General features: G+C 60.9%; 19 protein-coding genes and 1 pseudogene. 8 read left to right on the top strand and 12 right to left on the bottom strand.

Features of this window, described 5'->3' with window-relative positions:
* Positions 1-33 precede the first annotated feature (33 nt).
* Together ligK and B9Z43_RS14115 are read right to left on the bottom strand one after the other, a co-directional pair.
* Entirely contained in the window at positions 34-717 is a 684-nt protein-coding gene (ligK, locus tag B9Z43_RS14120; protein ID WP_108326699.1) for a 4-carboxy-4-hydroxy-2-oxoadipate aldolase/oxaloacetate decarboxylase, read from the bottom strand.
* 118 nt (positions 718-835) lie between these two features.
* Positions 836-1,864: an amidohydrolase family protein gene (locus B9Z43_RS14115; protein WP_108326698.1), complete on the bottom strand. Its 1,029-nt coding sequence runs from the start codon at positions 1,862-1,864 to the stop codon at positions 836-838.
* Between the two features lie 401 nt (positions 1,865-2,265).
* On the opposite strand from B9Z43_RS14115, the gene B9Z43_RS14110 reads away from it, so the two are divergent.
* Positions 2,266-3,174: a LysR substrate-binding domain-containing protein gene (locus tag B9Z43_RS14110; protein ID WP_108326588.1), complete on the top strand. Its 909-nt coding sequence runs from the start codon at positions 2,266-2,268 to the stop codon at positions 3,172-3,174.
* A 31-nt stretch (positions 3,175-3,205) separates the two neighbouring features.
* On the opposite strand, the gene B9Z43_RS14105 is transcribed toward B9Z43_RS14110, so the two are convergent.
* The 9 genes from B9Z43_RS14105 to B9Z43_RS14065 all read right to left on the bottom strand — a co-directional run bounded on the left by B9Z43_RS14105 (position 3,206) and on the right by B9Z43_RS14065 (position 11,118).
* Positions 3,206-4,159: an AEC family transporter gene (locus B9Z43_RS14105; protein ID WP_108326587.1), complete on the bottom strand. Its 954-nt coding sequence runs from the start codon at positions 4,157-4,159 to the stop codon at positions 3,206-3,208.
* Positions 4,160-4,256: 97 nt separating this feature from the next.
* Positions 4,257-4,565 carry a 2Fe-2S iron-sulfur cluster binding domain-containing protein gene (locus B9Z43_RS14100; RefSeq protein WP_108326586.1) on the bottom strand — a complete coding sequence of 103 codons (309 nt, stop codon included), beginning with the start codon at positions 4,563-4,565 and terminating at the stop codon, positions 4,257-4,259.
* Positions 4,562-5,614, bottom strand: a complete 1,053-nt coding sequence (locus tag B9Z43_RS14095) for an aromatic ring-hydroxylating dioxygenase subunit alpha (protein WP_108326585.1) — start codon at positions 5,612-5,614, stop codon at positions 4,562-4,564. The genes B9Z43_RS14100 and B9Z43_RS14095 overlap by 4 nt, the downstream gene beginning before the upstream one ends.
* Positions 5,615-5,633: 19 nt before the next feature.
* Positions 5,634-6,365: an ABC transporter ATP-binding protein gene (locus B9Z43_RS14090; protein ID WP_108326584.1), complete on the bottom strand. Its 732-nt coding sequence runs from the start codon at positions 6,363-6,365 to the stop codon at positions 5,634-5,636.
* On the bottom strand, positions 6,358-7,125 hold the full coding sequence (locus B9Z43_RS14085; RefSeq protein WP_233250095.1) for an ABC transporter ATP-binding protein: 768 nt from the start codon (positions 7,123-7,125) through the stop codon (positions 6,358-6,360). Before B9Z43_RS14085 ends, B9Z43_RS14090 begins: the two co-directional genes overlap by 8 nt.
* Before the next feature lie 11 nt (positions 7,126-7,136).
* Complete coding sequence (locus tag B9Z43_RS14080; protein ID WP_108326582.1) at positions 7,137-8,117, bottom strand: branched-chain amino acid ABC transporter permease; 981 nt, start codon at positions 8,115-8,117, stop codon at positions 7,137-7,139.
* A gap of 13 nt (positions 8,118-8,130) precedes the next feature.
* Positions 8,131-9,006, bottom strand: a complete 876-nt coding sequence (locus B9Z43_RS14075) for a branched-chain amino acid ABC transporter permease (RefSeq protein ID WP_108326581.1) — start codon at positions 9,004-9,006, stop codon at positions 8,131-8,133.
* A gap of 150 nt (positions 9,007-9,156) precedes the next feature.
* Positions 9,157-10,323, bottom strand: a complete 1,167-nt coding sequence (locus tag B9Z43_RS14070; protein WP_108326580.1) for an ABC transporter substrate-binding protein — start codon at positions 10,321-10,323, stop codon at positions 9,157-9,159.
* A 27-nt stretch (positions 10,324-10,350) separates the two neighbouring features.
* Complete coding sequence (locus B9Z43_RS14065) at positions 10,351-11,118, bottom strand: GntR family transcriptional regulator (RefSeq protein ID WP_108326579.1); 768 nt, start codon at positions 11,116-11,118, stop codon at positions 10,351-10,353.
* Positions 11,119-11,219: 101 nt separating this feature from the next.
* Here B9Z43_RS14065 and B9Z43_RS14060 point away from each other — a divergent pair, with 101 nt between their 5' ends.
* From B9Z43_RS14060 to B9Z43_RS17425, 3 genes and pseudogenes are all read left to right on the top strand, one after another.
* Positions 11,220-11,678: a hypothetical protein gene (locus tag B9Z43_RS14060; RefSeq protein ID WP_233253970.1), complete on the top strand. Its 459-nt coding sequence runs from the start codon at positions 11,220-11,222 to the stop codon at positions 11,676-11,678.
* Positions 11,675-13,012 (top strand): chromate efflux transporter, encoded by a 1,338-nt coding sequence (chrA, locus tag B9Z43_RS14055; protein WP_108326578.1) that lies wholly within the window; start codon positions 11,675-11,677, stop codon positions 13,010-13,012. Before B9Z43_RS14060 ends, chrA begins: the two co-directional genes overlap by 4 nt.
* A gap of 14 nt (positions 13,013-13,026) precedes the next feature.
* Positions 13,027-13,104: pseudogene (locus B9Z43_RS17425) on the top strand (integrase); the annotation flags it as partial.
* Positions 13,105-13,242: 138 nt separating this feature from the next.
* Here B9Z43_RS17425 and B9Z43_RS14045 read toward each other — a convergent pair.
* Positions 13,243-14,178 carry a LysR family transcriptional regulator gene (locus B9Z43_RS14045; RefSeq protein WP_108326577.1) on the bottom strand — a complete coding sequence of 312 codons (936 nt, stop codon included), beginning with the start codon at positions 14,176-14,178 and terminating at the stop codon, positions 13,243-13,245.
* 113 nt (positions 14,179-14,291) lie between these two features.
* Here B9Z43_RS14045 and B9Z43_RS14040 point away from each other — a divergent pair, with 113 nt between their 5' ends.
* Genes B9Z43_RS14040 through B9Z43_RS14025 form a run of 4 tightly spaced genes read left to right on the top strand, consistent with a single transcriptional unit; the run spans position 14,292 to position 17,408 of the window.
* Complete coding sequence (locus tag B9Z43_RS14040) at positions 14,292-15,557, top strand: aromatic ring-hydroxylating dioxygenase subunit alpha (RefSeq protein ID WP_108326576.1); 1,266 nt, start codon at positions 14,292-14,294, stop codon at positions 15,555-15,557.
* Between the two features lie 2 nt (positions 15,558-15,559).
* Positions 15,560-16,033, top strand: a complete 474-nt coding sequence (locus tag B9Z43_RS14035) for an aromatic-ring-hydroxylating dioxygenase subunit beta (RefSeq protein ID WP_108326575.1) — start codon at positions 15,560-15,562, stop codon at positions 16,031-16,033.
* 13 nt (positions 16,034-16,046) lie between these two features.
* Positions 16,047-16,361 carry a non-heme iron oxygenase ferredoxin subunit gene (locus B9Z43_RS14030; protein WP_108326574.1) on the top strand — a complete coding sequence of 105 codons (315 nt, stop codon included), beginning with the start codon at positions 16,047-16,049 and terminating at the stop codon, positions 16,359-16,361.
* A gap of 15 nt (positions 16,362-16,376) precedes the next feature.
* Positions 16,377-17,408, top strand: a complete 1,032-nt coding sequence (locus B9Z43_RS14025; RefSeq protein ID WP_108326573.1) for a CDP-6-deoxy-delta-3,4-glucoseen reductase — start codon at positions 16,377-16,379, stop codon at positions 17,406-17,408.
* The last annotated feature ends 11 nt before the right edge of the window (positions 17,409-17,419 follow it).

Raw genomic sequence — 17,419 nt, 5'->3', positions numbered from 1 at the left:
CGACGGCCACTTGCGTGGCCCTTTCTGTGGCGTTCAGTCGATGTACTTCAGACCCGCAGCCGCCAAAGGCTCGCGCATCTTGTACATGTCCAGGCCCAGCACGCCCGAGGCGAGCTTGGCGCGTTTTTCGCCTTCGTTGGCTTCGCGGGCCAAGGCGGTTTCCAGGGTTTTGGCAGCCATGGCTTGGGGCACACAGACCACACCGTCGTCATCGGCCACGATCACGTCGCCGGGGTGGACGATCATGCCCGCGCACACCACGGGGATGTTGACCGAGCCGACCGTGGCTTTGATCGTGCCCTTGCTGCTGATGGCCTTGCTCCAGACCGGGAACCCCATCTTGGTCAGCTCTTTCACATCGCGCACACCGGCGTCGATGATCAAAGCACGTGCGCCACGGGCCATGAAAGACGTGGCCAGCAGGTCGCCAAAGTAGCCGTCGGTGCACTCGGCGGTGATGGCCGCGACCACGATGTCGCCGGGCTGAATCTGCTCAGCGGCCACGTGCATCATCCAATTGTCACCGGGGTGCAGCAGCACCGTCACAGCGGTGCCAGACACCTGTGCGCCCGCATAGATGGGGCGCATGTAAGGCTTCATGAGGCCGACGCGGCCCATGGCTTCGTGCACGGTGGCCGAACCCAAAGCGGCCAGGTCGTCGGTGGCTGCGCGGTCCGCGCGGGTGATGTTGCGGTAAACAACGCCGAGTTCGTACATGTTCATTTCTCCTGGTTCAATTTGCAACGGTCATCCCCGACTTGATCGGGGATCCAGATCCATGGATGCCCGATCAAGTCGGGCATGACAAAAAAGAAACCCTCTCCAACGCTTGGGTTCACTGGCCTTTGGCCGTCAACTGGTCGTCCAGCCGCTTGAACACGCGACGGGCATTGCCTTCGTAGACCATGTAACGCTCTTCGTCGTTCAGGTTGGCCGTGGCTTGCACGTAGCGCTTGGTGTCGTCGTAGTAGTGGCCGGTCTCGGGATCGATGCCGCGCACCGCACCGATCATCTCGGATGCAAACAGGATGTTCTTGACCGGGATCACTTTGGTCAGCAGGTCGATGCCAGGCTGGTGGTACACGCAGGTGTCAAAGAAGATGTTGTTGAGCAGGTGCTCTGACAACAGAGGCTTCTTCAGCTCCTGCGCCAAGCCACGGAAGCGGCCCCAGTGGTAAGGCACCGCGCCGCCACCGTGCGGGATCAGGAATTTCAGCGTCGGAAAGTCCTTGAACAGATCGCTGGTCAGGCACTGCATGAAGGCGGTCGTGTCGGCGTTCAGGTAGTGCGCGCCGGTGGTGTGAAAGCAGCTGTTGCAGCTGGTCGAGACGTGGATCATCGCGGGGATGTCGTACTCCACCATCTTCTCGTAAATGGGGTACCAGGCCTTGTCGCTCAAGGGTGGCGAAGTCCAGTGGCCGCCCGATGGATCGGGGTTCAGGTTGATGCCGACGTTGCCGTATTGCTCCACGCACTTGACCAGCTCAGGAATGCAGGTCGCAGGGTCCACGCCGGGCGACTGGGGCAGCATGGCGGCAGGCACAAAGTTGTCGGGGAAGAGTTGCGCCACGCGGTAGCACAGCTCGTTGCAGATGGCGGCCCAGGTGGACGAGACATTGAAGTCGCCAATGTGGTGGGCCATGAAGCTGGCGCGCGGGCTGAAGATGGTGATGTCCGAGCCGCGCTCTTTCATCTTGGCCAGCTGGTTGGTTTCAATCGTTTCGCGCAGCTCGTCGTCGCTGATTTTGAGATCGGAGACTTTGGGCATGGACGCGAGGTCCTTGATGCCAGCAATCTGGCGGTTGCGCCACTCTTCCAGCGCCTTGGGGGCGGTGGTGTAGTGACCGTGTACGTCAATGATCAAGGGTTTCGTTTGGCTCATGTCGGTTTCCTGCGTTAATGGTGTCGTGGTCGGCGGCTTTAGCCCCGACGAAGAGATCAGAGCCTGGCATTTTGTCGGCTGCGTCATCCCGGCCTCTTTTTCTGTCATCCCGGCCTTGAGCCGGGATCCATTGCGCACTGCCGTTCTTTGCAAAGGGCTGTGGTGCAAACCGGATCCCGGGTCTTCGCCCGGGATGACAAAAGTTTTATGGCTGTTTGAACTTCATCGGGCCGGATCAATAAAGCCGCCGACCTACAGATCAAGCGACTGATTGTGCTCAATCACCTCTGCATCGCCCAGCCCCCGGCACATCTACCAGCTAGAACAAATTCGTATAACCAAGCCTTGGGTATGACAAAATCAACTCAACTGAAAGCATGGGTATGGACCTCAAACAGCTCGAATACTTTGTGCGCGTGGCCGAACTGGGCAGCTTCACCCGCGCCGCACAGGCCCTGAACATTGCGCAGCCCGCGCTCAGCCGCCAGGTGCGCCTGCTCGAAGTCGAGCTGCGGCAAAACCTGCTGGTGCGCAACGGGCGCGGCGCCACCCCCACCCAGGCCGGGCAGTTGCTGCTGGAGCATGGCCGGGGCATCCTGCACCAGGTCGAGCGGGCGCGTGAAGAACTGGGCCGGGTGCGCAGCGGCCTGTCCGGGCGCGTGGCGCTGGGCCTGCCGCCCAGCGTGGCGCGGGTGCTGACGGTGCCTTTGACCCGGGCCTTTCGCCAAAAAATGCCCGAAGCCCAGCTGTCCATCAGTGAAGGCCTGTCAAGCGCCATGCAAGAAAACCTGCAAAACGGCCGGCTCGACATCGCCGTGCTATACAACCCCAACCAGATGCCCGGCATCGAGCACACCCCGCTGGTACAAGAAGAGCTGCTGCTGGTGCAGCCACGACCACCAGGATTGCAAGAAGACCCTCCCCCGCCCGCCATCAGCTTGCAAGAAGTTGCCGCCCTGCCCTTGGTGATTCCCACGCGCCCCAACGCGATCCGCATGCATGTGGAGTCCGAAATGGCCGCGATTGGCTGCCGCCCCCTCATTGCGCTGGAGATCGACGGCGTGAGCGCCATCCTGGACCTGGTGGCCGACGGCGCGGGCTACGCCATCTTGCCGCGCAACGCCGTCATGCGCTCGGTGCGGCCTTCGGCGTTTTCGGTGCGACCCCTGTGCGATCCACCGCTGACCATTCAGCTCAACACCGCCGTCAGCTCGCTGAGGCCGACCACCTTGACCCAACAAGCCACTTTGGCGCTGATCACCGAAGTGGCTGAGCAGTGGCTTGCCCAGTAGGCCCGCGCTTTAACTCCGACTCACAGAATGATCAAAACGCGTGGTGCTGCAACACCAAAAGCACGCCGCTCAGGGTGAAGAAGGACACCACGGTGGTGAGCAGCAATGCCGCCGCGCTGATGGCGCCATGGCCGTGACGCTGGTTGAGGATGGTGAAGATGCCCAGCATGGGCAAGGCGCCCGACAGCAAAGCCGCTGTGCGCAAAGCCGGATCGGCCACTGGCACGACCCAACTCAGCACCAGGAACATCGCCAGCGGGTGCAAGAACAACTTGCCCAAGGTGATCTGCGTGACCGTGCCCTTGAGGCCTTCGGCCTTCAGCCCCACCAAAGAACCGCCGATCACAAACAGCGACAAGACCATGCTGGCTTGGGCGAACAAATTCACCGTGCGGGCCAGCGGTGCCGATAGCGCCAAGTCAAACCACGAAAACACAAATCCCCCCGTGATGCCCCAGATCATGGGGTTCTTGGCGAGGTTCTTGAGGGTTTGCACAATCACTTGCTTCCATTGGCCAGACGGGCCGCCTTGCGCATCGGCCACCGCCAGCAAGAAAGGAATCATCAGCAGGTTTTCCACCACCATGTTCAGCGCCAGCGCCACACCGGCCACCGGGCCCAGCGTCAAGAGCATGATGGGGTAGCCCACAAAACCGCTGTTGGGGCACGACATGCCCATGGCCATCATGCTGCTGTAGCTCAAGCTGTGGCCCTTGACTTTGCGCGCCCAAAAAAGGCCCAGAAGCGCTACAGCGAACGAGCCCAAGGCATAGGCCAGCAGGTAATGGCCATTGAGGATTTCACCAATTCGCCGCTGCGACAAGGCGTTGAACAGCAATGCGGGCAAGGCGAGGTTCAGGGTGAATTTTCCAAAGACCTGCATGTCGCTTTTGACAAACATGCCCTGACGTGTGAACACATAGCCCAGCGCAATGGCCAGGTAAATCGGGCCGGTGATGCCCAGGATGTGGAGGGTGGAATTCATGTGCGTAGGGCTTGGATGCGTTCACCCCTGGCGGGCGTTGCCCACGATTGTCCCGCAATCCCCGAACGCAGTTCAGCGCCTGCGGGGCAAAGCAGGCTCAAAGGTCGAGCACCAAGCGCGCCGTCTGGCTGCGGGAGCAGCAGACCATCATGCAATCGCCTTTTTCCTGCTCGTCGGGGGTCAGGTACATGTCCCAATGATCGGGCTTGCCCGCCACCACCTTGGTCAGGCAGGTGCCGCAAATGCCTTCCGAGCAGGAAAACGGCACGTCGTGCCCAGCGGCCTGCAAGACTTTGAGGATCGACTCGTCTTTGCTGACCTTCAGCGTCTGGCCGCTTTTTTGCAGCTGCACTTCAAAGCTGCCGTCGGCAGAGATGGGGGTTTGGGTGAGATCGGTCGCGCTCATGCGTTCACTTCCTGGTTTTGTTCTTCGGCCAAAAGGCGGTCGATGATGCGGCGCGACTGCACACCGCCCGAATCGATGTTGAGCATCAAAAGTTTGCGGTCTGGCCATTGGCTGATGTTGGCTTGTTGCAGCTGCAGCATCTCCATGTCTTCATTGAAGATGCCGCCCTGGCCTGCGCGGATTTTGTCGGTCAGCTCGCTGTCATGCGGCTTGAACTGGCGCGCCATGCCCCAGTGGTACCAGTGCGAGGTCTCGGTCTCGGGCGTGATGAAGTCCACCACCACGCTATAAGCCTTGTGCTCGTGGGCGGCGTCAAAGCCGCCTTTGCCCGCCAGCGCCACACCCACGTCGATCATGACGTGGCTGGGTGGGGTGAAGCGGCAGATCTGCCAGCGATCGACCTTGGCCTGCGGGTCCAGACCGTTGGCGCTCATGGCCATTTGCCAGAACGGCGGGGCCTGAATGCCTTGCATGTGGCGCTGCAAGATAACCTGATCGCCCTCCACTTTGGTCTCGCAAGGCGTCTCGTCGATCTCGGGCTGGCCAATGCTGTTGGCGTGCACATAGGTCTCGTGCGTCAGGTCCATCAGGTTGTCGATCATCAGGCGGTAATCGGCCTTAACGTGGTAAAGCCCGCCACCATAAGCCCAAGCCGGGTTGTCAAAGAACTCGAACACCGGCATTTGCGATTCGTCGGCCTTGGCTTGGTCGCCGGGCCAGACCCAGACAAAACCATAACGCTCGACCACGGCAAACGCTTTGATGGCCGGAAAGCCGCGCACGCGCTGGCCGGGCATCTGCACCGTTTTGCCATCCACGCCCATTTCAAGGCCGTGGTAGCCGCATTGCAAATGGCCTTTGCAGACCTTGCCCAGCGACAAGGGTGCACCACGGTGCGGGCAAAAGTCTTCAACCGCCGCGACCTTGCCGTCCGGGCCTTTGAAGAAGGCCATTTTTTCGTTGCAAATGGTGCGGCCCAGCGGCTTGTCGCCCAGGGCGTTCAGATCGGCCAGCGTGCAGGCCACATACCAGGTGTTTTTGATGAACATCTTGTCCTTCCTCTTCAATTCAAAGCTTGCGGGCCACGCCCAGCAGGCTGTCCAGCAGTGCGGGGTTCTCGCGCAGTGTGGCGGCATCACTGGTGTGCACCACGTTGCCGTGGTCCAGCACCACGGCGCGGTGGCTGATCTTCAAAATCGCTTGCGGGTGCTGCTCCACGATGATGGCCGACAGACCCTCTTCGCGGGTGACGCGTGCAATGGCGCGCAGCAGCTCTTCCACAATGATGGGTGCCAGACCTTCGAGTGGTTCGTCCAGCAAGAGCAAGCGCGGGTTGAGCACCAGCGCCCGGCCCACGGCCAGCATCTGTTGCTCACCGCCCGACAGCTGTGTGCCCAAGTTGGTCTTGCGCTCGGCCAGACGCGGAAACATCTCGTACACACGCTCGGGCGACCAAGCGCGGCTGCCCCGCGTGTTGCGACCGGGCCGCTCCACCGCCGTCAGGTTTTCGTGCACCGTGAGCGATTTGAAAATGTTGCGCTCTTGCGGCACCCAGCCAATGCCCGCAGCGGCCCGCTCGTGCGAAGGCAAAGTGTGCAGCGACTGGCCACCCAAAAAGATTTGGCCACCGTGCTGACGCGTGGCCCCGGCCAGCGTGTCCATCAGCGTGGTTTTGCCGGTGCCGTTGCGGCCCAGCAGCGCCAAGGTTTCGCCCTCGCCCAGCGAGAAGCTGATGTCGTTCAGCACCACGGCTTCGCCGTAACCGGCGCTCAGGTTTTCAACCTTCAACAATTCAGCCATGGACCACCTCCTCGCCATGCCCCAGATACACCGCCTTGACCTGCGGATCGGCCGCAATCGCTTCGGGCGTGCCCTCGGTCAGCACCGCGCCGTTGACCAGCACGGTGATGCGGTCGGCAAATTCAAACACCAAATCCATGTCGTGCTCAATCAGCAACACAGACACTTCGGCGGGCAGCGCCGCCACGGTCTGCAAGAGTTCTTCGCGCTCGCCCGCAGGCACACCGGCCACCGGTTCGTCGAGCAGCAGCACTTTGGGCTCGCAAGCCAGCGCAATCGCCATCTCCAGCAAACGGCGCTTGCCGTAAGCCAGGTGCTCGGTGCGCTGGTGCATCACTTCGGTCAAGCGAAACAGTTCCAGCAATTGCTCGCAACGCGCCACCACGGCGGCGTCTTGCCCCAGCTTTTGCCACCAGCGCCCACCCAGGCCGCGCTGCTGCGAAACCACCATGGCCAGCGTTTGCAAAGGCGTCATGCTGGCAAACAGTTGGTTGATCTGGAAGGTGCGCACCAAACCGCGCCGCACACGCTGGTGCGGGGCCAACTGGCTGATGTCTTCACCCAGTAATTCAATCCGGCCCGAAGTGGGCGGCAGCACCCCGGTGAACAAATTGATGAGCGTGGTTTTGCCCGCACCGTTGGGGCCGATCAGCGCGTGGCGTGCGCCCAAGCGCAGTTCCAAGTTCACGTTGTCGGTGGCAGTGATGCCGCCGAATTGTTTGACCAAGCCCTGGGCCTTCAACACAACGGGCTGATTCATGGCCGCTTGATTCATTGGGCACCGCCTTTCTGATCCGCCGCACGGCCAAACCACAGCCAAGGCCGAATCAAACGCTCACGCCCCACCATGACCAGCACCACCAAAAACAACCCAATCCAAAACGTCCAGTACTGCGGCGTGATGCCCGCGATCACGTCATGCATGAGCTTGAACACCACCGCGCCGACCACGCCGCCATAGAGCCAGCCCACACCGCCGATGACCAGCATCAGCATCACGTCGGCAGAACGCTCCAAAGCAAACACGTCGAGCGATGCAAAGCCTGTGGTCTGCGCCATCAAAGCGCCTGCCGCACCCGCCAAAGCCGCGGCCACGGTGTAGACCACGGCCAGGCGGTTGTGCACCGGAATGCCAATGGCCATGGCGCGCAGCGGGTTGTCGCGCACCGCCATGAGCGTGGCGCCCCAGGGCGAATTCACCCAACGGCGCGCCAGCACAAACAAAATCAACAGCACCGTCAGCGAATACCATGCGGCGGTCTGACCGTACAAATCAAATTCAAACCGGCCCAGCACCGGCCCCATCATCACGCCCTGCAAACCGTCCGAGCCACCCGTGAGCCAGTCCAGCTTGTTGGCCAGCTCCATCAAAATCAGCGCCATGCCCAGCGTGACCATGAGGCGCGTCAAATCCGTGCCGCGCAAGATGGTGAGTGAACACAAAGCGCCCAGCAGCGTGGCGCAGCCCATGCCAAACAGCAGACCCACCAGCGGGTCGGGCATCACATGCTTGGCAAACAAGGCCGAAGCGTAAGCGCCCAAGCCCAAAAACGCCGCATGCCCCAGCGACACGATGCCGGTGTAGCCCAGCACCAAGTCCAACGACACCGCGAACAAGGCGACGATGGCCACTTCGTTGACGATCAGCGCATGGCCCGGAAAGGCGAAGGGCATGACAAAGGCCAGCAACCACACCAGCGGCTCCCAGCCGCGCAGGCGGGCGGAGGACAAAAGTTGTTGACGAGCGTCCATAGGATGGTTCATATCATCGACCTCCCTTGCGCACAAACAGCCCTTGCGGACGCCAGATCAAAATCGCGATCATCAGTGAATAGACGATGAAGGAACCAAGCTTGGGCATGTAGTACTTGCCCGCCACATCGGCGATGCCCAAGAGCAGCGCCGCCCACAGCGGCCCGGTGATCGACGAGGTGCCGCCCACGGCCACCACGATCAAAAAGTACACCATGAATTTGAGCGGAAAGGTTGGGTCCAGACCCAGCACTTCAGCGCCCAGTGCCCCACCCAAACCGGCCAGGCCCGAGCCCATGGCAAAGGTGGCGGCAAAAATCAAATTCACGCGAATGCCCAAACCAGCGGCCACACGCGCATCGTCCACGCTGGCGCGCAAGCGGCTGCCAAAGCGGGTTTTGGCCAGCACAAACTGCAGGCCCACCGTGAGCGCCGCGCACACCGCAATGATGAAGAGGCGGTAGTGGCCCATGCCCAATTCAAAAACTTCGCCCGCCCACAATTCGGTGCGCCCCCGCAACCATTCGGGCAACTGCATGATCTGCTGCTGCGAGCCCATGAAGTAATCGACGCTCGACACCGACATGAAGGCCAGGCCAATCGAAAACAGCACCTGGTCCAGGTGCGGCTTCTTGTACATGTGGCGGTACAGCGTGCGCTCCATCACCGCGCCCAGCAAGGCCGTGGCGGCAAAGGCCAAAGGCAGGCACAAGAGAAATGGCACCTGAAAGCGCTGCATCAGCACCACCGTCAAATAGCCCCCGGCCATGGCAAAGGCGCCGTGCGCGAGGTTGATGAAATTCATCAAGCCCATGGTCACAGACAGGCCCACAGCCAGTATGAAAAGCAGCATGCCGTAGGCGATGCCGTCGAAGAGGATGGTCAACATGGTTCGTTGGCAGGGGTTCGCAGGGTCATTTCAAAAATCTGACTGAATTGCATGGACACTGGATTGCCACCTCGCTTCGCTCCTCGCAATGACAAACTCTTTGTCATTGCGAGCGAAGCGTGGCAATCCAGCCTCCCGGTCAAGCCAGCTTTACTTGGTCTTGCCCGGGTCTTTCACGTCCTTGAGGGTCGCGAATTCCTGGTTGTAGAGCTGGCCACCCACCTTCTCCACTTTGCGGATGTAGATGTTGTGCACCACGTCGCGGGTTTGCGCGTCGATGAACATCGGGCCACGGGGGCTTTCAAACACCTGACCTTTCATCGCTTCCAGCAAAGCTTCGCCGCCTGCACCTTTGCTGGCTTTGGCCGCTTCATAGATCACACGCATGCCGTCATAACCGCCCACGGCCATGAAGTTGGGGCGCAAGCCGTTGTTGGCTTTTTCAAAGGCGGCCACAAACTTCTTGTTCAAGGGCGAGTTGTGCGAGGCCGAATAGTGGTGCGAAGTGACCACGCCATTGGCCGCGTCGCCCATGCTGTTCAAGATGTCGTCGTCGGTGATGTCACCGGTGCCGATCAGCTTGATGCCGGCCTTGTCCAGGCCGCGCTCGGCAAACTGCTTCATCAGCGCAGCGCCTGCACCAGACGGCACAAACACATAAACAGCGTCGGGTTTCAGGTCACGCACTTTTTGCAAAAACGGCGCAAAGTCAGGATTGCGCATGGGCACACGCAAGGTGTCCAAGACCTGACCGCCGTTGAACAGCAACCGGTCCTTGAAGAACTTCTCGGCATCGATGCCCGGGCCGTAATCGGCCACCAGGGTCACGACTTTCTTGATGCCGTTGTTGGGTGCCCAGTCGGCAATGGCCACCGCTGCCTGGGGCAGCGTGAAGCTGGTGCGCACAATGAAGGGCGAGGCTTGTGTGATGGCGGAGGTGGCTGCGGCCATCACCACCATGGGTGTTTTGGACTGGGTGGCAATCGGGGCGGTCGCAAAGGCCAAAGGGGTCAAACCAAAGCCCGCGAGCACGCTGACTTTTTCATTGACCACCATCTCTTGCGCCAAGCGCTTGGTCACATCGGCAGCGCTGGTGTCGTCTTTGACGATCAGCTCGACTTTTTTACCGGCCACCATGTCACCGTTTTGGGCCATGTACAAGCGCGCAGCGGCTTCGATCTGTTTGCCGGTAGAGGCGAACGGACCGGTCATGGGCAAGATCAAACCGATCTTGAATTTCTCTTGGGCCATGGCCGTGGAAGCGGTCAAAGCCAGGGTGGCGCAAGCGATGGCGCTCAACAATTGACGTTTTTGCATGCTCTGTCTCCTCGTTAAAAAATGAAATCAGGAAGGTCTGATGAGTTGCACACCGGGCGTGCCCGATGCGGCGGGGTCGCGCAAAGCGACCTGCATGTTTTGGCGAGCAATGCGCGAGTGCTCGCGCATCAGGGCTTCGGCGCGGCCAGCCTCGCGACGCTCGATGGCGTCCAGCACCTGCCGATGCTGGTGCTGCGCCACCACCAAGGTGTCGCGGGCGTGGGCGTCGTTCACGTGCACGCCCACAAAGCCCGAGGCCGATGCAAAGGGCAAGCTCGATGCGCGTTCGATCTCGCGCGCCAACACGGCGCTGTCGGCCATCTCGGACAGCTGCTTGTGGAACTGGCCGTTCAAATCCACATAGGCCGAAAAAGTGTCGTCATTGAGGGCTGACGCTTGCAGCACCGCATCGATCTGGTCCAGGCAGGCGCGCGCTTGGCTGATCAAAGCAGCGCGCACACCGCGCTCGGCCGCCAAGCGTGCGGCCAAACCTTCGAGCGTGCCGCGCAGCTCGATCGCGTCGGCCACTTCGCGCTCAGAGAAAGTGCGCACCGCATAGCCGCCACCGGGCAGGGGCTCGAGCAAACCTTCTTGTTTGAGGTGCATCAGCGCGGCGCGGATGGGTGTGCGCGACATGCCCAGGCGCTCCACCAGCGCCAGCTCAGCAATGCGGGCACCCGAGGGCAATTCGCCCGCCAAAATCCACTCGCGCAGGCGCTGCTGGGCCTTGACGGCTTGCGAGCCGCCTTCTTCGGCCAAGTCGGAATCCACTGCGCGAACGGGTGATGTGCTCATGAATGGGTGGGTGTGAATTCGACGGATTAAACCACCAAGACCGTCACCCTTGTATACAGAAAACCCTTGAAACCCTGTTTTTTGCTCAAGATTTAAGCAGCATGAGCCTTTCCTGTATCCAAAGCGACAAGCCAGACCACGCAGCGACAATCAGCGGACTGGAAGAAAAGAACACGATGGATTTGCAATATCTGGAATTCGACTGCAGCGAAGACACCGAAGGCGTGGTCTGTTGGGACGCCTTGGCCCAACCCGCCGCCAGCCACACAGCGGCCTTGCTGCGCGAAGTGACCCAGCTGTTGAGCTGGGCCAACCGCTTCAGCCCACAAGGCGCCGGCCCACTGGACGAAGGGGCGGACTGGGACTTTGATTTGCAAATACAACTGCACCCGCCCCGCAGCCCGCACAGCACCCCCGCCCAAGCACACTGGCACGCCGCGCAACAAACGCTGGACATCCACCCCGCACCTGGCCCAGGCGATCGCGTGGAACTGAGCCTGAGCCTGAGCGGCACACCGGCCTTTGCCCAAGCGCTGCGAGAACACGCGAACGTGCCATGAGCGACACCCTCCACCATGCCAAGCGCCCTGCCCCGGTCAGCTTTGCACAGGCCCTGAAATTCTGGTTCTGGCTAGGCTGCGTCAGTTTTGGCGGCCCGGCGGGCCAGATCGCGCTGATGCATGAAGAGCTGGTGGTGCGCCGCCGCTGGATTTCAGAAAAGCGCTACCTGCACGCGCTGCACTACTGCATGCTGCTGCCCGGCCCCGAAGCGCAGCAACTGGCCACCTACACCGGATGGTTGATGCATGGCACACGCGGCGGCATCGCAGCCGGTGCCCTTTTTGTGCTGCCCAGTCTGGTGCTGTTGATTGGCCTGAGCTGGGCCTACACCGTGTGGGGCCAACACCCCTGGGGACAGGCGCTGCTGTGGGGCCTCAAGCCCGCCGTGACCGCTCTGGTGCTGCAAGCCGTGCACCGCATGGCCAAGCGCACGCTCAAAGCCCCGTGGCTGCGGGCGCTGGCGGTTGCATCGCTCTTGGGCACGCTGTGGGGCGTGTCCTTTCCGTGGATCATTGTGGGCGCGGCACTGAGTGGTTACGGGATGGCCCGTCGTTACCCCGTGTCCACCACATCGCACGGGGCAGCCAGCCCTGCACCCGACGCCCCCGCCTGGCTGAACGACGACACACCGCAGCCCGCGCACACCCATTACTGCCATGCCCGCCTGGTGCGCGCCCTGCTGCTGGGCGTGGGGCTTTGGGCACTCAGCTTGGGCTGCATCGCGCTGCTGCTGGGCACGGCCCACACGCTCACGCAGATGGGCGGCTTTTTCACACAAGCGGCCTTGCTGACTTTTGGCGGCGCTTATGCGGTGCTGCCCTTTGTGACGCAAGCGGCCGTCATGCAATACGGCTGGCTGAGCGCCACGCAAATGATGGACGGCCTGGCCCTGGGCGAAAGCACACCGGGGCCGCTCATCATCGTGGTGGCTTTTGTGGGCTTTATTGGCGGGCACAGTCAGGCCCTCTTGGGCCACCCTTTGCTGGGCGGCATCGCCGCGGCCTGCGTGGTGACCTGGTTCACCTTCTTGCCCTCGTTCGTGTTCATCCTGGCCGGTGGCCCGCTGGTGGAAGCCACACGCCACATGCCCACCCTGGCCGGGCCCTTGCAAGCCATCACCGCTGCAGTGATCGGCGTGGTGCTGCACCTGGCCGGCGTGTTTGCCTACGCCACCTGGTGGCCACAAGGCTGGCCACAAAGCCCCGACTACAGTGCCATCGCGCTCACGGCGGTGGCGGCGTGGCTGTTGATTGGCAAGCAGCGCAGCGTGATGCAGGTGTTGGCGCTGTGTGCGGGGGTGGGCTTGCTGGTGAGCTGGGTGCCGGGAAAATAGAAGGTCGTGGCCAGAAGCCAGCACTGTTTAATCTCGGTATGGACAGCAAGCTTCGCGGCTGCGACCTTCTCTCCCTCAAGGTCCGTGACATCACGCAAAGCGCGAATCAACCGTTAGGTAACTAGGCATCGAAGTTGATGACGCTCTTGAAATTTCCGAACAAAAAGTGATCTGATTCGGCAACATGCGCCGAACAAGCGCGTTTCAAATTCTTAAATTTTTACCAGATCTCAAATAGGCATTTCCTCATTGGGAATTTTGATATCGCCAAAAAGAGTGCGTGTAAAACGACGCAACCATTGATGCCCCGGATCGCGGTGCAAGCGGCTGTGCCAAAACTGGTGGATCGCACTCTCAGCCACCGGAATGGGCAAATCCCGCTTGATGAGGCCAAACGGCACCAGGGCACGGTCGGCAAAGCGCTCGGGCACGGTGGCCATCAGGTCCGAGTGGCTGAGCACATCGCCCAGCGCCACGTAGTGGGGCACCGTCAGGCGAAACTGTCGGTGTAATTTCTGGTTTTCCAAAGCCACATCCACCCGGCCATGCCCGGTTCCGGCGGCCACGATGCGCACATGCTCGGCCTGCGTGAAGCTGCTCAAGGTCAACTTGTTGCCAGCGGCCAGCGGGTGACCCTGGCGCATGAGGCAAATGTATTTTTGTCGGAACAAGGCCTGCTGAAAAAACCCCGCCTGCAACTGCGGCAACAAGCCCATGGCCAAATCGATGCGGCCGGTGGCCATGTCTTCTTTGAGTGAAGCCTGCGTCACGCTCACCACCTGCACAGTCACACCGGGCGCGGCACGCGTCAGGGCATCGACCAGCACGGGCAAGAAATACATTTCCCCCACATCGGTCATCGCCAAGGTGAAGCTGCGCGTGCTGGTCAAGGGATCAAAAGCAGCCCTCACATTCAGGGCCTGCTGCAAACCATCCAAAGCCATCGCCACCGGTTCGGCCAGCTGCAAGGCATAAGGCGTGGGCGTCATGCCGCCCTGTGTGTGCAAAAAAAGCTCGTCGCCCAAATGCGCCCGCAAGCGCCCCAGCGCGCTGCTGACTGCAGGCTGGCTCATGCCCAAGAGCGGGGCAATGACCGACACCCGCTTGTGGATCAAGAGGTGGTGGAACACGACCAACAAGTTCAAATCCAGTTTGGTGATGTCCATGCGATGTCACGCCCAATTTATTTGATTTTCAAATTTTGATTATATTAAAAATCCGATTTACTTAATAAGCAATTCTGCGCATGATGCACGTCAAGTTTTGACAAGGAGCCCTCATGCAGGAACACCCCATCCATTGGGAGACGCCCGGCACCAGCCGCGTGCCCTTTGCCGTCTACACCCATCAGGACAGCCACAAAAAAGAGCTGGAGCGCTTTTTCTACAAGAAGCACTGGAGCTATGTGGGCCTGGAGGCTGAGATCCCCAACCCCGGCGACTTCAAGCGCACGGCCATCGGCGAGCGTTCAGTCATCCTCACGCGCAGCCAGGACGGCCAGATCCACGTCGTTGAGAACGTCTGTGCACACCGGGGCATGGCCTTTTGCCGCGAGCGGCATGGCAACAAAAAAGAACTCGTGTGCCCTTACCACCAGTGGAGCTACGCGCTGGACGGCAAGCTGCAAGGCGTGCCTTTCAGGCGCGGTGTGCGCCAGGACGGCAAAGTCAACGGCGGCATGCCGGCCGATTTTGACCCCAAAGACCATGGCCTGAAATCACTCAAAGTGGCCAGCCGCAGCGGCGTGGTGTTCGCCTCATTTGACCACGATGTGGAGTCGCTCGAAGACTACATGGGGCCAACCATCCTGCGCTACTTCGATCGCCTGTTCAATGGCCGAAAGCTGACGATCCTAGGCTACAACCGCCAGCGCATTCCGGGCAACTGGAAGCTGATGCAGGAAAACATCAAGGACCCCTACCACCCCGGTTTGCTGCACACCTGGTTTGTGACCTTTGGGCTTTGGCGCGCCGACAACAAGTCGGAGCTGCGCATGGACGCGCACCACCGCCATGCGGCCATGATCTCCACACGCGGCACAGCCGGCCAGGCCACGGGCGACAAAGCCCAAGTGACACAGGTCAGCAGCTTCAAAGAAAGCATGCAGCTCAACGACCCGAGCTTTCTGGACATCGTGCCGGAGCCCTGGTGGCAACTGGGCGAACAAATGCCCACGGCGGTGATGATGACGCTGTTCCCCAGCGTGATCTTTCAGCAACAGGTCAACAGCGTGTCCACCCGCCACATCCAACCCGATGGCCATGGCGCGTTTGACTTTGTCTGGACGCACTTTGGCTTTGAAGACGACACCCCCGAGATGACCGAGCGCCGCTTGCGTCAGTCCAACCTGTTTGGCCCGGCAGGCTTTGTGTCGGCAGACGACGGCGAGGTGATCGAGTTCTCACAGCAAGCGTTTGAGTCCAAACCCGAGCACCGCATGCTGGTGGAGTTGGGCGGACGCGACGTGGGTGAGACGGACCACATGGTGACCGAAACGCTCATCCGGGGCATGTACGAATACTGGCGCAAAGTGATGGAGGATTGATCATGGTCGATATGCAAACCTGGTTCGGTATCCAGCAGCTTTATGCCGATTACGCCAGCGCCGTGGACAGCGGCAACTGGGACCTGTGGCCCGAATTCTTCACCGAGCAATGCGTCTACAAACTGCAACCGCGTGAAAACTTTGAGCGCGGCTTCCCGCTGTGCACGCTTTCTTTCACCAGCAAAGGCATGCTCAAAGACCGCGTGTACGGCATCCAGGAAACGCTGTACCACGACCCCTATTACCAGCGGCATGTGGTGGGCGCGCCCATCGTGCGCAAGGTCGAGGACGGCCGCATCCACAGCGAGGCCAACTACGCGGTGTTTCGCACCAAGCTCGACAAGGAAAGCACCGTGTACAACGTGGGCCGCTACATCGACACCATTGTGCAAACCCCCGATGGCTTCAAGTTCGCTGAGCGCATTTGCGTGTACGACAGCGAAATGATCCCCAACTCCATCATTTACCCCATCTGATCAAGAGCCCCCTATGAGCAACTGGATTGACGTGGCCGCCGAGGCCGATTTGTTTGAAGGCGCAGGCATCGCTGTGGCCCCCGAAGGCCAGGACATTGCGGTCTTCAAACTCGAAGACGGTGTTTACGCCATCAACAACCTGTGCAGCCATGGCAACGCCAAACTGTGCGATGGCTTTGTCGAAGGCCACAACGTGGAATGTCCCTTCCACCAGGCCATGTTTGATGTGCGTGATGGCTCCGTGAGCTGCGGCCCCGCCACGGAACCGGCCAAATCCTGGCCCGTCAAGATTGAAGATGGTCGGGTTTATCTGGATTTGGCCGTTTAACGATCGACCCGCACCATGACCCATGACATCTCGGTGGAGCCCAGTGGGCTGCGCTTTCTAGCTGGGGCCGACGAAACGCTTTTGAGCGCGGCCATCCGCCAAGGCATCGGCCTGCCCTATGGCTGCAAGGACGGCGCCTGCGGCTCCTGCAAATGCAAAAAGATTTCGGGCACCGTGGTGCACGGCCCCCACCAGGCCAAAGCCCTGAGCGACGAAGAAGAAGCCCAAGGCCTGGTGCTGACTTGCTGCGCCACCGCCCAAAGCGATGTGGTGCTCGAATCCAAACAAGTGACCGCCGAAGGCGGCCTGCCCGTCAAGAAGATGCCCGTGCGTGTGGTCAGCCTGGAGAAGAAATCGCACGACGTGATCATGCTCAAGCTGCAACTGCCCGCCAACGACGTGATGAAGTTCCACGCCGGGCAGTACATCGAATTTTTGTTGCGCGATGGTTCACGCCGCAGCTACAGCATGGCCAACGCGCCGCACACCCTCGAAGTGGCACCGCCCACGGTGGAGCTGCACATCCGCCACATGCCCGGCGGCAAGTTCACCGACCCGGTGTTCACCACCATGAAAGAAAAAGACATCCTGCGTGCCGAAGGCCCGTATGGCAGCTTTTACCTGCGTGAAGACAATGACAAGCCCATCGTGCTGCTGGCCTCGGGCACGGGCTTTGCGCCCATCAAGGCGCTGATCGAGCACATGCAGCACCGTGGCATCACCCGCCCGGCCACGCTGTACTGGGGCGGTCGCCGTCCGGCCGATCTGTACATGGCCGATTGGGTCGAAGCTCGCCTGGCCGAGATGCCCAATCTGAAATATGTGCCCGTGATCTCGAACGCCGAGGCCGAAGACCACTGGACCGGCCGCGCAGGCTTTGTGCACCAGGCCGTGTTGCAGGACTTCCCGGATCTGTCGGGCCATCAGGTCTATGCCTGCGGCGCCCCCATCGTGGTGGATTCGGCCAAGCGCGACTATGTGGCGCAAGGCGGTTTGCCTGAAGAAGAGTTCTACGCGGACTCCTTCACTTCCGCTGCTGATCAATAAACAGTCACTTG

The sequence above is a fragment of the Limnohabitans sp. MMS-10A-192 genome (assembly GCF_003063335.1).
In the GTDB taxonomy this organism is placed as follows: domain Bacteria; phylum Pseudomonadota; class Gammaproteobacteria; order Burkholderiales; family Burkholderiaceae_C; genus Limnohabitans_A.
The sequence above is the reverse complement of the archived record's forward strand: the minus strand, read 5'-3'. Positions and strand labels throughout refer to the sequence as shown.